Here is a 13,408-nt window from a genome sequence, read left to right as displayed (position 1 = left end):
CGGGTCTGGCGGCGTTTACTGGAAAACTCACTGTCGGCAAAAGTCAGTTGCTGGCTCATCCGGTTACTCATTCTGGGTTCAGGTTACAACACGATGATCTCACATCTCGGACTTATTCGCACCTTCCCTAGTCTGAATATGGTATTTTGCGGATGAATAATATTTTGTTATTTCATCCGCGTTTTATTCTCATTTCACCCATACTCACTGTGTTCTCAATATGGAGCACGGACGATGAAAAACCCCACCCTGTTACAATGTTTTCACTGGTACTACCCTGCTGGCGGTGAATTGTGGCGAGAGGTCACGGCGTTAGCCCCCAATCTTAACGAAATCGGCATTAACATGATCTGGCTCCCGCCCGCCTATAAAGGCGCGTCAGGCGGGTATTCTGTCGGCTATGACTCTTATGACCTGTTCGATCTGGGCGAGTTTGACCAGAAAGGCAGTATCGCCACGAAATACGGTGACAAAGCGCAGCTGCTGGAAGCCATCGACGCCCTCAAGCGCAACGACATTGCCGTGCTGCTGGACGTGGTGGTGAACCACAAAATGGGTGCCGATGAAAAAGAGCCTGTCCGCGTTCAGCGCGTGAACGAGCAGGATCGCACGCAAATCGATGACGAGGTCATCGAGTGTGAAGCCTGGACCCGCTATACCTTCCCTGCCCGCGCCGGGCAATATTCGCAGTTTATCTGGGACTACAAATGCTTCAGCGGCGTCGACCACATTGAAAACCCAGATGAAGACGGCATTTTTAAAATCGTCAACGACTACACCGGCGAAGGCTGGAACGATCAGGTTGACGATGAGATGGGTAACTTCGATTATCTGATGGGTGAAAATATCGACTTTCGCAATCACGCCGTGACCGAGGAGATCAAATACTGGGCCCGCTGGGTCATGGAACAGACGCGCTGCGACGGTTTTCGCCTGGACGCCGTCAAGCATATTCCCGCCTGGTTCTACAAAGAGTGGATTGAGCACGTCCAGGAGGTCGCCGACCAGCCGCTGTTTATCGTGGCGGAATACTGGTCCCATGAGGTGGATAAACTTCAGGCCTATATCGACCAGGTCGAAGGCAAAACGATGCTGTTTGATGCCCCCCTGCAGATGAAATTCCACGAGGCGTCACGTCAGGGCCGGGATTATGACATGAGCCAAATCTTTACCGGCACGCTGGTGGAAGCCGATCCGTTTCATGCGGTCACCCTCGTCGCAAACCATGACACCCAGCCTTTGCAGGCGCTGGAAGCCCCGGTCGAAGCCTGGTTTAAACCGCTGGCGTATGCGCTGATCCTGCTGCGGGAAAATGGCGTGCCGAGCGTCTTTTATCCTGACCTCTTTGGCGCCAGCTATGACGATACGGGTGGAGATGGAGAGACGTACCATATTGATATGCCGGTCATTGAGCAGCTCCACGAGCTGATCCTCGCGCGCCAGCGTTTTGCCCACGGCGTGCAGACGCTCTTTTTTGACCATCCTAACTGCATCGCCTTCAGCCGCAGCGGCACGGAAGACGATCCCGGCTGCGTGGTGGTGATGTCGAACGGGGACGACGGCGAGAAGGTAATTTGCCTGGGGGAAAACTACGGCAACAAAACGTGGCGTGATTTTCTCGGCAATCGCGAAGAAACGGTCACCACGGCGGCGGATGGCGAAGGGACGTTTACCTGCAAAGGCGGAAGCGTGAGCGTGTGGGTAATTGAGGATGCGCTGTAGAAACCATGCCGGGTGGCGGCTTCGCCTTACCCGGCCTACGGGAAGGCACTTTTGTAGGCCGGGTAAGCGTCAGCGCCACCCGGCAACAAACGGCTACGGTAGTTTACTCTCCAGCGGATGCTTGCTCAGGTAATCGGCACACTCAACCGTTGGGCGATCGACCTTCTGCAGCTCCAGCCCGTCGTACTCAAGCGTCGAGCCATCGCGCTCCAGCGGATAAATATCCAGCTTGCGCGTCACGTTGTAATAACTGTCTGAACGCAGCATGATTTTACCCGGCACGGCAATCACGCGCTGCCACTGACGGCAGTCCAGCGTATCGCCCTCTTCCGTCACCACCAGCGTGGCAATCGCTTCAGGGCTGACCATTTTGCTCTGCGGCCCTTTTGACTGCCAGTATCCCGCCAGATGCGCCGGGACAGGATGCTTGATCACCTCTTTATAATTATCGACCTGAACGCACCCGGTCAGTGCCAGCAGCGCGCCAGCAATTGCTATTTTTTTCATCATCTTTCCTGCATTCGAAGAAAAAAATATTGTGGCATTAAAGCGCTGCGGCTGCCAGCGAAGATCGACAGGTCTTAGACCTGCATCCCCATGACCTCTTGATAAGCCGACACCAGCTTGTTACGCACCTGGATCCCCATCTGCAGGGAAACCGAGGCTTTTTGCAAATCGGTCATCACATCATTCAGCGCCACGCCCGGCTCGCCGAGGGTGAACTTTTCTGCCTGCGTGCGCGCTGCGGTCTGGGTATCACTGATACGGTCAAGAGCGGCATGCAGTTGCCCTGCAAAGCTGATGCTCGGCTGCTGATCTGCCACATTCTGATTACGGGCCGTCATCGCCGTTGCCTGCAGCTGACTGATTACCCCTTCAATGCCCTGTATAGCCATGACTCTCCCCTGGATGGTTTTTTACGCGGTCAAGACTAACAGCTTGTCAATAAGATAATGGCGGTAAATAGCATGAAAAAACCAGGTTATTTGACGCATAGAAAATCACGAATCATCAAATAATGGCAGGGCCATCAATATGGAACATTTGTCGTGTTTGCCGACCCGGGAGTCAGTTTTGTTTCTCTACACGAATAACGTAAACCACCAGGATTTAAGAGGTGCGCAATGAGTGCAACAGCATCGACAGCGCCGCAGAATAAATCACTCGAGTGGATGAACCGCCTTCGCGCGAATCCTAAAATCCCGTTGATCGTGGCAGGCGCTGCCGCAATTGCGATCCTTGTAGCGATGGTCCTGTGGGCGAAAAGCCCTGATTACCGGACGCTCTACAGTAACCTTTCCGATCAGGATGGCGGCGCCATCGTCACCCAGCTGACCCAGATGAACATCCCTTATCGCTTTGCCGATAATGGCGGTGCGCTGGAGGTTCCGGCAGATAAGGTGCACGAACTGCGTCTGCGCCTGGCCCAGCAGGGGCTGCCGAAGGGCGGCGCGGTAGGCTTTGAGCTGCTGGATCAGGAAAAATTCGGTATCAGCCAGTTCAGCGAGCAGGTGAACTACCAGCGTGCGCTGGAAGGTGAGCTGGCCCGCACCATTGAAACATTAGGCCCGGTGAAGAGTGCCCGCGTGCACCTGGCGATGCCTAAACCTTCCTTATTTGTCCGCGAACAGAAATCGCCTTCGGCTTCCGTGACCGTGAACCTTGAGCCTGGCCGCGCGCTGGACGAAGGGCAAATCAGCGCGGTGACGCATCTCGTCTCCAGCGCCGTGGCCGGTCTGCCGCCGGGTAACGTGACGCTGGTTGACCAGAGCGGTCACCTGCTGACGCAATCCAATACCGCCGGTCGCGATCTGAATGACGCGCAGCTGAAATATGCCGCTGATGTGGAAAGCCGTCTCCAGCGCCGTATCGAAGCGATCCTGGGTCCGGTGGTGGGCAACAGCAACGTGCACGCGCAGGTCACCGCGCAGATCGACTTCTCGAATAAAGAACAAACCGAAGAGCAGTACAGCCCGAACGGCGATGCGGCGCAGGCGGTTATGCGTTCGCGCCAGATCAACACCAGCGAGCAGATTGGCGGCGCAAACCCAGGCGGCGTGCCGGGCGCGCTGTCTAACCAGCCTGCCCCGGCTAACGCGGCGCCGATCTCTACGCCGCCGGCCAATCAGCAGAACGGCCAGCAGAATAACCAGCAGACCACCTCAACGGCGACGAACAGCGGTCCACGAAACAGCAGCCGTAACGAAACCACGAACTACGAAGTGGATAGGACGATTCGCCACACTAAACTGAACGTGGGCGATATTCAGCGTCTCTCCGTTGCGGTAGTGGTGAACTACAAAACGCTGGCGGATGGCAAACCGTTGCCGTTGACCGCCGAACAGATGAAGCAGATTGAAAACCTGACCCGTGAAGCGATGGGTTACTCCGAGAAGCGCGGCGATACCCTCAACGTGGTGAACTCACCGTTCAACTCGGTGGAAGAGACCGGCGGTGAACTGCCGTTCTGGCAACAGCAGGTGTTTATCGACCAGCTGATGTCCGCTGGACGCTGGCTGCTGGTACTGATTGTCGCGTGGCTGCTGTGGCGCAAGGGCGTTCGTCCTCAGCTCCAGCGCCGTGCTGAAGCCGAAAAAGCGGCTCGCGAGCAGATGAATGCGCGTCAGGAAACGGAAGAAGCGGTTGAAGTGCGCCTCAGCAAAGATGAACAGATGCAGCAGCGCCGCGCTAACCAGCGCATGGGTGCCGAGGTGATGAGCCAGCGCATTCGCGAAATGTCAGATAACGATCCGCGCGTCGTGGCGCTGGTCATCCGTCAGTGGATGGGTAACGAACATGAGTAATACGCTTACGGGCACCGATAAGAGCGTCATCCTGCTGATGACCATTGGCGAAGATCGCGCGGCAGAGGTGTTTAAACACCTCTCCCAGCGGGAAGTGCAAATTCTCAGTGCGGCGATGGCCAACGTGCGTCAAATTTCCAACAAGCAGCTGACCGAAGTGCTGTCGGAATTTGAGCAGGAAGCCGAACAGTTTGCCGCGCTCAACGTCAACGCCAACGACTACCTGCGTTCCGTGCTGGTCAAGGCGCTGGGCGAAGAGCGTGCCGCCAGCCTGCTGGAAGACATTCTGGAAACGCGCGATACCGCCAGCGGTATCGAAACGCTTAACTTTATGGAACCGCAGAGTGCCGCCGACCTTATTCGCGACGAGCACCCGCAGATTATCGCCACCATCCTTGTCCACCTCAAACGTGGTCAGGCGGCCGATATTCTGGCGCTGTTCGAAGAGCGCCTGCGTCACGATGTGATGCTGCGTATCGCCACCTTCGGCGGCGTCCAGCCTGCCGCGCTGGCGGAGCTGACCGAGGTGCTGAACAACCTGCTCGACGGCCAGAACCTCAAGCGCAGCAAAATGGGCGGCGTGAGAACGGCGGCAGAAATCATCAACCTGATGAAAACGCAGCAGGAAGAGGCCGTCATTACGGCGGTTCGCGAATTCGACGGCGAGCTGGCACAGAAAATCATCGACGAGATGTTCCTGTTCGAAAACCTCGTCGAAGTGGACGACCGCAGCATCCAGCGCCTGCTCCAGGAAGTGGATTCCGAGTCGCTGCTTATCGCCCTCAAAGGCGCCGAGCAGCCGCTGCGCGAGAAGTTCCTGCGCAACATGTCTCAACGTGCGGCCGATATCCTGCGCGACGACCTTGCCAACCGCGGTCCGGTTCGTCTGTCTCAGGTGGAAAACGAACAGAAAGCCATTCTGCTTATCGTTCGTCGTCTGGCGGAAACCGGCGAGATGGTGATTGGCAGCGGAGACGACACCTATGTCTAATGAGCTGCCGTGGAAGCGCTGGACGCCGGACGATCTGGCCCCTCCCCTCTCCGAGTTCACGCCAGCCGCGATCCCGACCGAGGCGCTTGACCCGGACGTCGAGCAGCCCGAGCTGAGCGAAGAGGAGCAGCAGGCGCAAATGCTGGCTCAGCTGCAAATGCAGGCGCACGAGCAGGGCTACAATGCCGGTCTGAACGAAGGCCGGCAGAAAGGCCACGAGCTGGGGTATCAGGAAGGCCTGGCGAAAGGGTTAGAGCACGGTATCGATCAGGCGCGCCAGCAGCAGGCGCCGATCCATGCCCGCATGCAGCAGCTGGTCAGCGAGTTTCAGCACACGCTGGACGCGCTGGACAGCGTGATTGCCTCGCGACTGATGCAGATGGCGCTGGAAGCCGCGCGTCAGGTGATCGGCCAGACGCCCGTGGTGGATAACACCGCGCTAATCAAACAAATTCAGGGTCTGCTGCAGCAGGAGCCGCTGTTCAGCGGTAAGCCGCAGCTGCGCGTCCACCCGGACGACCTGCAGCGCGTGGAAGAGAGCCTGGGCGCGACGCTAAACCTGCACGGCTGGCGTCTGCGCGGCGACCCGTCGTTACATCACGGCGGCTGCAAAGTTTCTGCCGATGAAGGCGATCTGGATGCCAGCGTCGCCACCCGCTGGCAGGAACTGTGTCGCCTGGCGGCACCGGGAGTCGTCTGATGACCGCACGCCTCACCCGCTGGCTCACCACGCTCGACAACTTTGAGACGAAGATGGCGCAACTGCCCTCTGTTCGTCGTTATGGGCGGCTGACGCGCGCCACCGGTCTGGTCCTGGAGGCCACCGGCCTGCAGCTTCCGCTGGGCGCGACCTGCGTGATTGAGCGTCAGGACGGTCTGGAAACGCGTGAAGTAGAAAGCGAAGTGGTCGGGTTCAACGGCCAGCGCCTGTTCCTGATGCCGCTTGAAGAGGTGGAAGGTATTCTGCCCGGCGCGCGCGTGTATGCCAAAAACACGTCCGGCGATGGGCTGCAAAGCGGGAAACAGCTGCCGCTTGGTCCTGCCCTGCTGGGTCGCGTGCTGGACGGCAGCGGGAAGCCGCTCGACGGGCTGCCCTCCCCGGACACCACCGAAACCGGCGCATTAATTACCCAGCCGTTTAACCCCCTGCAGCGTACCCCTATCGAGCATGTGCTCGATACCGGCGTGCGACCGATTAACGCCCTGCTGACCGTGGGACGCGGGCAACGTATGGGCCTCTTCGCCGGGTCAGGCGTGGGTAAATCCGTCCTGCTCGGCATGATGGCGCGCTATACGCAGGCCGATGTGATCGTCGTGGGCCTGATCGGCGAGCGCGGTCGTGAAGTAAAAGACTTTATTGAAAACATTCTGGGTGCGGAAGGCCGTGCCCGCTCGGTGGTCATTGCCGCACCGGCGGACGTGTCGCCGTTACTGCGTATGCAGGGGGCAGCCTATGCCACCCGCATCGCCGAAGATTTCCGTGACCGCGGCAAGCACGTGCTGCTGATTATGGATTCGCTGACCCGCTACGCGATGGCGCAGCGTGAAATCGCGCTGGCTATCGGTGAGCCACCGGCGACCAAAGGCTACCCGCCTTCGGTCTTCGCCAAACTCCCTGCCCTGGTGGAACGTGCGGGGAACGGCATCAGCGGCGGCGGCTCCATCACCGCGTTCTATACGGTGCTGACCGAAGGCGATGACCAGCAGGATCCGATTGCCGACTCCGCGCGCGCGATCCTTGACGGTCATATCGTGCTGTCTCGTCGTCTGGCCGAAGCCGGACACTATCCGGCGATAGATATTGAAGCCTCTATCAGCCGCGCGATGACGGCGCTGATAACCGAGAAACACTACGCCCGCGTGCGTAACTTTAAACAACTCCTCTCCAGCTTCCAGCGCAACCGCGATCTGGTCAGCGTGGGGGCGTATGCCAAAGGCAGCGACCCGATGCTCGACAAAGCGATTACCCTGTGGCCGCAGCTGGAGGCATTTTTGCAACAAGGCATTTTTGAACGTGCCGACTGGGAAGATTCAATTCAGGCTCTGGAGCTGATTTTCCCGCAGGTGTAACACAGGTGGAGGGCGAAGGTCATGGCGCAAAACAGCGCGTTATCAACGCTGAAAGATCTGGCTGAAAAAGAAGTTGATGATGCCGCATTGCAGCTTGGCGCAATGCGACGCGGGTGCCAGCAGGCTGAAGAACAGTTGAAGATGTTAATCGACTATCAGCATGAATATCGCACCAACCTCAATACCGATATGACACAGGGCATTGGAAGCCAGCGCTGGATTAACTATCAGCAGTTTATCCAGACGCTGGAGAAGGCGATAGATCAGCATCGCCAGCAGCTTCACCAGTGGACCCAGAAAGTCGATACCGCGCTGAATTTCTGGCGCGAGAAGAAGCAGCGACTGCAGGCCTGGCAGACCTTACAGGACCGACAGATTGCGGCAACGACCCTGGCGGAAAACCGCCTGGATCAGAAAAAAATGGATGAGTTTGCCCAGCGCGCATCAATGAGGAAACCGGAATGATCACACTGCAACAACTGCTGATGAGCGACAGCGACCTGTCAGGCGGTACGCAGACAGGAAAAGGCACCGACGGTGCACAGGACTTTCTCGCGCTGCTCGCGGGCGCCCTGTCGGACGCGACGGGCAAGGGCAACGATGCGCCCCTGACGCTGGCTGACCTGAAAGCCGCCGGCAGCAAGCTGTCCCACGTTGCTCAGGACGCCAAAGGGGATACCACCCTGCAGGCAAAAATTGCCGACCTGCTCTCGCGTCAAACTGCGCTGAATGGCGATGAAACGTCGCCCGTTACGTCGCTTGATACGCTGGTATCCGGGCTGGTGCCGCTGTCAAAGGGTGATGCCCTGAAAACGCTTAATGCGGTCAACAGCAAAGATGACGGCAAAAGCGAGCTGAGCGAAGAGGAGCTGGCCGGGTTAAGCGCGCTGATGGCCATGCTGCCGCACCAGCAGACCAGCACCTCACGTGCGGCAGGCAGTGACGGTGTGTCCGCCACCGCAACGCTGAGTTCAGCGGCGCTGACGCAAAACGGCGCGGGCCAGCCGTCCCTGAACGCGCTTCCGGGAAGCCATGATAAAGCCCAGAGTGCTGCGCCTTATCAGAGCCAGGCGAAAAACAGCGACCCGGCCCTGTCGGGTAACGCGCCGGCCACGCCGGCCGTGGCCGCAACGGCAGAGAAGCAGGAGCTTGCCAGTTCCTCCTCCTCAGCCTCACCGACGGCGACCCTGGCACCGATTATGTCCAGCCATGCGACCAGTCAGACGGCCGCCACCGTCGCCACCGCGCCGGTGTTAAGCCAGCCTCTGGGTACGCATGAATGGCAGCAGTCCCTGAGCCAGCACATCACCCTGTTCACTAAACAGGGCCAGCAGACAGCCGAGCTGCGTCTGCACCCGGAAGATCTGGGTCAGGTGCAAATTTCGCTTAAGCTGGACGATAACCAGGCGCAGCTGCAGATGGTTTCTGCGCACAGCCATGTCCGTGCGGCGCTGGAAGCCGCGCTGCCGGTCCTGCGAACCTCACTGGCGGAGAACGGCATTCAGCTTGCGCAAAGCAGCGTCAGCAGCGAGAGCTTTGCCGGGCAGCAGCAGTCCTCATCCCAGCAGCAGCACCAGGCTTCGCGTTCCGGCAACACCGGCGGCTTTAATGACGAGAGCGATGAGTTACTGCCTGTCCCTGCCGCTCTGCAATCCGCCGCGCGCGGTAACAGTGCCGTAGACATCTTCGCCTAAACGCCAGAGGTAGCGTGATTATCCCCGTCTTTTCCACGCTTTGACGACAGCAGGACACGGGATAATCACCTTATTAAGCTGTACCGAAACAGGAAGCTCGTATCAGATGACTGACTCCGCTATCACCAAAAAAAGTAAGCGTTCCATCTGGATCCCGCTGCTGGTGTTGATCACGCTCGCCGCCTGCGCTACCGCGGGCTATAGTTACTGGCGTATGCAGCAGGAACCTTCGACCGCTGCGGCCAAAGCCGAACCTGCACCACCGCCGGCGCCGGTATTTTTCCCTCTGGACACCTTCACCGTGAACCTCGGTGACGCGGATCGTGTGCTGTATGTCGGTATTACGCTGCGCCTGAAGGATGAAGCCACGCGCGCGCGTCTGAATGATTATCTTCCGGAGGTGCGTAGCCGCCTTCTGCTGCTGTTCTCTCGTCAGGACGCTTCGGCGCTGGCCACCGATGTGGGTAAGCAAAAGCTGGTCGACGCCATTAAACAAACGCTGGCGACTCCGCTGGTAAACGGCCAACCTAAGCAGGAAGTCACTGACGTTCTGTATACAGCCTTCATTCTGCGGTAACGACATGGGCGACAGTATTCTTTCTCAGGCAGAAATCGATGCGCTGCTCAACGGCGACAGCGATAAAAGTGATGATCCGCAACCGGGTATTGGCGGCGATAGCGATATTCGTCCCTATGACCCGAATACCCAGCGTCGCGTGGTACGTGAACGTCTGCAGGCGCTGGAGATCATTAACGAACGTTTTGCACGTCAGTTCCGTATGGGGCTGTTTAACCTGCTGCGTCGTAGCCCGGATATTACGGTCGGTGCGATCCGCATTCAGCCGTATCACGAGTTTGCCCGCAACCTGCCGGTGCCAACCAACCTTAACCTGATTCATCTGAAGCCGCTGCGCGGCACCGGTCTGGTGGTGTTTTCGCCAAGCCTGGTGTTCATCGCGGTGGATAACCTGTTCGGCGGCGACGGGCGTTTCCCGACCAAAGTAGAAGGTCGCGAATTCACCCACACCGAACAGCGCGTCATTAACCGCATGCTGAAGCTGGCGCTGGAGTCCTACAGCGACGCGTGGAAAGCGATTAACCCGCTGGAAGTGGAGTACGTCCGTTCTGAGATGCAGGTGAAATTTACCAATATCACCACCTCCCCGAACGATATCGTCGTGAATACGCCGTTCCACGTGGAGATCGGTAACCTGACCGGCGAGTTCAACATCTGCCTGCCGTTCAGCATGATCGAACCGCTACGCGAGCTGCTGGTTAACCCGCCGCTGGAGAACTCCCGCAACGAAGACCAGAACTGGCGTGAAAACCTGGTCCGCCAGGTCCAGCATTCGCAGCTTGAGCTGGTGGCGAGCTTCGCCGATATCCCGCTGCGGTTATCTCAGATCCTGAAATTACAACCCGGTGATGTTTTGCCGATAGAAAAACCCGACCGCATTATTGCCCATGTGGATGGTGTCCCCGTGCTGACAAGCCAGTACGGCACGATTAACGGTCAGTATGCGTTACGCGTTGAGCACTTGATCAACCCGATTTTGAATTCGCTGAATGAGGAACAGCCCAAATGAGTGACATGAACAATCCGTCCGATGAAAACAGCGGAGCACTGGACGATCTGTGGGCTGACGCGTTAAACGAGCAAAAAGCGACCCCGGCCAAAAGCGCAGCGGATGCCGTATTCCAGCAGCTTGGCGGCGGTGACGTCAGCGGCACGCTGCAGGATATCGACCTGATTATGGATATCCCGGTTAAGCTGACCGTTGAGCTGGGACGTACCCGCATGACCATTAAAGAGCTGCTGCGCCTGACGCAGGGCTCCGTTGTGGCGCTTGACGGCCTGGCCGGCGAGCCGCTGGATATCCTGATCAACGGCTATCTGATTGCTCAGGGTGAAGTGGTGGTGGTGGCCGATAAATACGGCGTACGCATCACCGACATCATTACCCCGTCTGAACGTATGCGTCGTCTGAGCCGTTAAGCATGAAAACCCAGGCAACAGTATCGCAACCTTCTGCCGTTCCCGGCTCGCCTCTGCTCCAGGTGAGCGGGGCGTTGTTCGGTATTATTGCCTTTATTCTTATCGCCGCCTGGCTGGCGAAGCGCTTTGGCCTGGCGGGGAAAACCGCCGGTGCCCGCGGGCTGAAGGTCAGCGCCAGCACTACGCTGGGGCCGCGTGAACGCGTGGTCATCGTCGAGGTGGACGATGCGCGCCTGGTCCTGGGCGTCACGGCGTCAAACATCAGCGTGTTACATAAACTGCCGCCCGCCCCTCTTGTGGTGGACGAGCGTGCAGAGGCCCCTGCGGATTTCCAGTCCGTGATGAAGAGTTTGCTTAAGCGTTCCGGGAGATCCTGATGCGCCGTTTGTTATCCCTGACGCTTGCGGGCGTTGGCCTGTTTGCTCCCGCGGTCTATGCGCAACTGCCCGGTCTGGTTTCTACCCCGCTCGCGGGCGGCGGCCAAAGCTGGTCGCTTCCGGTTCAGACGCTGGTGTTCATCACCTCGCTGACGTTTATTCCGGCCATCCTGCTGATGATGACCAGCTTCACCCGCATCATCATCGTTTTTGGTCTGCTGCGAAACGCGCTCGGCACCCCTTCCGCTCCGCCAAACCAGGTTCTGCTCGGGCTGGCGCTGTTTTTGACCTTTTTCATTATGTCGCCGGTGATCGATAAGATTTACACCGACGCCTACCAGCCGTTCAGCGAAGATAAAATCTCTATGCAGGAGGCGCTGGATAAAGGCGCGCAGCCGCTGCGGGAATTTATGCTGCGTCAGACGCGTGAAGCCGACCTGGCCCTCTTTGCCCGCCTGTCCAACACCGGCGAGCTGCAGGGACCGGAAGCGGTACCCATGCGTATTCTGCTGCCCGCCTATGTGACCAGCGAGCTGAAAACCGCATTCCAGATTGGCTTTACCATCTTTATTCCGTTCCTGATTATTGACCTGGTGATCGCCAGCGTCCTGATGGCGCTCGGGATGATGATGGTGCCGCCCGCGACCATCGCCCTGCCCTTTAAGATCATGCTCTTTGTGCTGGTCGACGGCTGGCAGCTGCTGGTCAGCTCGCTGGCGCAGAGTTTCTACAGTTAAGGAACGGCAATGACACCCGAATCGGTCATGATGATGGGCACGGAGGCGATGAAAATCGCGATTGCCGTTGCCGCGCCGCTGCTGCTTGTCGCGCTGGTTACCGGTCTGATTATCAGTATTCTCCAGGCCGCCACGCAGATTAACGAAATGACGCTGTCGTTCATCCCGAAAATTATCGCCGTGTTCGTGGCGATTATCGTGGCCGGGCCGTGGATGCTGAACCTGCTGCTGGACTATATGCGCAACCTGTTTACCAACCTGCCGTACATCATCGGCTGACCTGACGATGCTGCACTTCACCAGCGACCAGTGGGTTCAGTGGCTCGGCGTCTATTTTTGGCCGATGCTGCGCATCATGGCGCTGATCTCTACCGCCCCCATTCTCAGCGAGAAATCGATCCCTAAGCGTGTCAAAGTGGGGCTGGGCATCATCATCTCCATTATCGTCGCACCGTCTCTTCCGCCGGTGGATATTCCGATCTTCTCGGCGAATGCGGTATGGGTGGCCCTGCAGCAGGTGATGATTGGCGTCGCCGTTGGCTTTACCATGCAGCTCGCCTTTGCCGCGGTGCGTACCGCGGGGGAACTGATTGGCCTGCAGATGGGGCTATCGTTCGCCACGTTTGTTGACCCTGGCAGTCATCTCAACATGCCCGTGCTGGCGCGCATTATCGATCTGCTCGCCATGCTGCTGTTCCTGTCGTTCAACGGCCATCTGTGGCTTATCTCCATGCTGGTGGACACGTTCCATACGCTGCCGATTGGCGAAAATCCGGTGAACAGCAATGCGTTTCTGGCGCTCACCCGCGCGGCGGGGCTGATCTTCCTCAACGGGCTGATGCTGGCGCTGCCGATCATCACCCTGCTGCTGACCGTCAACCTGGCGTTAGGGAAGGTGCGAATAAGTCCGAGATGTGAGATCATCGTGTTGTAACCTGAACCCAGAATGAGTAACCGGATGAGCCAGCAACTGACTTTTGCCGACAGTGAGTTTTCCAGTAAACGCCGCCAGACCCG

General features: G+C 58.3%; 15 protein-coding genes and 1 pseudogene. 14 read left to right on the top strand and 2 right to left on the bottom strand.

Features of this window, described 5'->3' with window-relative positions; translation table 11 throughout:
• The first annotated feature begins 234 nt into the window (after nt 1–234).
• A complete protein-coding gene (gene amyA, locus ACOTXT_RS21170; RefSeq protein ID WP_021241382.1) occupies nt 235–1,722 on the top strand; it encodes an alpha-amylase in 1,488 nt (495 codons plus the stop codon).
• A 93-nt stretch (nt 1,723–1,815) separates the two neighbouring features.
• On the opposite strand, the gene yedD is transcribed toward amyA, so the two are convergent.
• Nucleotides 1,816–2,229, bottom strand: a complete 414-nt coding sequence (gene yedD / locus ACOTXT_RS21165) for a lipoprotein YedD (protein WP_023293875.1) — start codon at nt 2,227–2,229, stop codon at nt 1,816–1,818.
• 74 nt (nt 2,230–2,303) lie between these two features.
• Nucleotides 2,304–2,618: a flagellar hook-basal body complex protein FliE gene (gene fliE / locus ACOTXT_RS21160; RefSeq protein ID WP_008500329.1), complete on the bottom strand. Its 315-nt coding sequence runs from the start codon at nt 2,616–2,618 to the stop codon at nt 2,304–2,306.
• Between the two features lie 228 nt (nt 2,619–2,846).
• Here fliE and fliF point away from each other — a divergent pair, with 228 nt between their 5' ends.
• The 13 genes and pseudogenes from fliF to fliR all read left to right on the top strand — a co-directional run.
• Nucleotides 2,847–4,526, top strand: coding sequence for a flagellar basal-body MS-ring/collar protein FliF (gene fliF, locus ACOTXT_RS21155; RefSeq protein WP_333166443.1), 1,680 nt, complete (start codon nt 2,847–2,849; stop codon nt 4,524–4,526).
• Nucleotides 4,519–5,517 carry a flagellar motor switch protein FliG gene (gene fliG, locus ACOTXT_RS21150; protein ID WP_008500327.1) on the top strand — a complete coding sequence of 333 codons (999 nt, stop codon included), beginning with the start codon at nt 4,519–4,521 and terminating at the stop codon, nt 5,515–5,517. Before fliF ends, fliG begins: the two co-directional genes overlap by 8 nt.
• Nucleotides 5,510–6,217: a flagellar assembly protein FliH gene (gene fliH, locus ACOTXT_RS21145; protein WP_008500326.1), complete on the top strand. Its 708-nt coding sequence runs from the start codon at nt 5,510–5,512 to the stop codon at nt 6,215–6,217. The genes fliG and fliH overlap by 8 nt, the downstream gene beginning before the upstream one ends.
• Nucleotides 6,217–7,587: a flagellar protein export ATPase FliI gene (gene fliI / locus ACOTXT_RS21140; protein WP_008500325.1), complete on the top strand. Its 1,371-nt coding sequence runs from the start codon at nt 6,217–6,219 to the stop codon at nt 7,585–7,587. The genes fliH and fliI overlap by 1 nt, the downstream gene beginning before the upstream one ends.
• A 21-nt stretch (nt 7,588–7,608) precedes the next feature.
• The gene (gene fliJ / locus ACOTXT_RS21135; RefSeq protein ID WP_021241386.1) at nt 7,609–8,052 is read left to right on the top strand and encodes a flagellar export protein FliJ; all 444 of its coding nucleotides are present in this window, start codon (nt 7,609–7,611) and stop codon (nt 8,050–8,052) included.
• Nucleotides 8,049–9,281: a flagellar hook length control protein FliK gene (gene fliK / locus ACOTXT_RS21130; protein WP_126288289.1), complete on the top strand. Its 1,233-nt coding sequence runs from the start codon at nt 8,049–8,051 to the stop codon at nt 9,279–9,281. Before fliJ ends, fliK begins: the two co-directional genes overlap by 4 nt.
• A 106-nt stretch (nt 9,282–9,387) precedes the next feature.
• Nucleotides 9,388–9,858, top strand: a complete 471-nt coding sequence (gene fliL, locus ACOTXT_RS21125) for a flagellar basal body-associated protein FliL (RefSeq protein ID WP_021241388.1) — start codon at nt 9,388–9,390, stop codon at nt 9,856–9,858.
• Nucleotides 9,859–9,862: 4 nt separating this feature from the next.
• Complete coding sequence (fliM, locus tag ACOTXT_RS21120) at nt 9,863–10,867, top strand: flagellar motor switch protein FliM (RefSeq protein ID WP_008500320.1); 1,005 nt, start codon at nt 9,863–9,865, stop codon at nt 10,865–10,867.
• Complete coding sequence (gene fliN, locus ACOTXT_RS21115) at nt 10,864–11,277, top strand: flagellar motor switch protein FliN (protein WP_008500318.1); 414 nt, start codon at nt 10,864–10,866, stop codon at nt 11,275–11,277. Before fliM ends, fliN begins: the two co-directional genes overlap by 4 nt.
• Before the next feature lie 2 nt (nt 11,278–11,279).
• Nucleotides 11,280–11,654, top strand: a complete 375-nt coding sequence (gene fliO, locus ACOTXT_RS21110; protein ID WP_159125465.1) for a flagellar biosynthetic protein FliO — start codon at nt 11,280–11,282, stop codon at nt 11,652–11,654.
• Entirely contained in the window at nt 11,654–12,391 is a 738-nt protein-coding gene (fliP, locus tag ACOTXT_RS21105; RefSeq protein ID WP_008500316.1) for a flagellar type III secretion system pore protein FliP, read from the top strand. The genes fliO and fliP overlap by 1 nt, the downstream gene beginning before the upstream one ends.
• A 9-nt stretch (nt 12,392–12,400) precedes the next feature.
• Nucleotides 12,401–12,670, top strand: a complete 270-nt coding sequence (fliQ, locus tag ACOTXT_RS21100; protein WP_008500315.1) for a flagellar biosynthesis protein FliQ — start codon at nt 12,401–12,403, stop codon at nt 12,668–12,670.
• A 7-nt stretch (nt 12,671–12,677) separates the two neighbouring features.
• Nucleotides 12,678–13,322, top strand: a pseudogene (gene fliR / locus ACOTXT_RS21095) (flagellar biosynthetic protein FliR); the annotation flags it as partial.
• Between the last annotated feature and the right edge of the window lie 86 nt (nt 13,323–13,408).

The sequence above is a fragment of the Enterobacter cloacae complex sp. IR5422 genome (assembly GCF_049238165.1).
Classification (GTDB): Bacteria; Pseudomonadota; Gammaproteobacteria; order Enterobacterales; family Enterobacteriaceae; genus Enterobacter; species Enterobacter roggenkampii.
The sequence above is the reverse complement of the archived record's forward strand: the minus strand, read 5'-3'. Positions and strand labels throughout refer to the sequence as shown.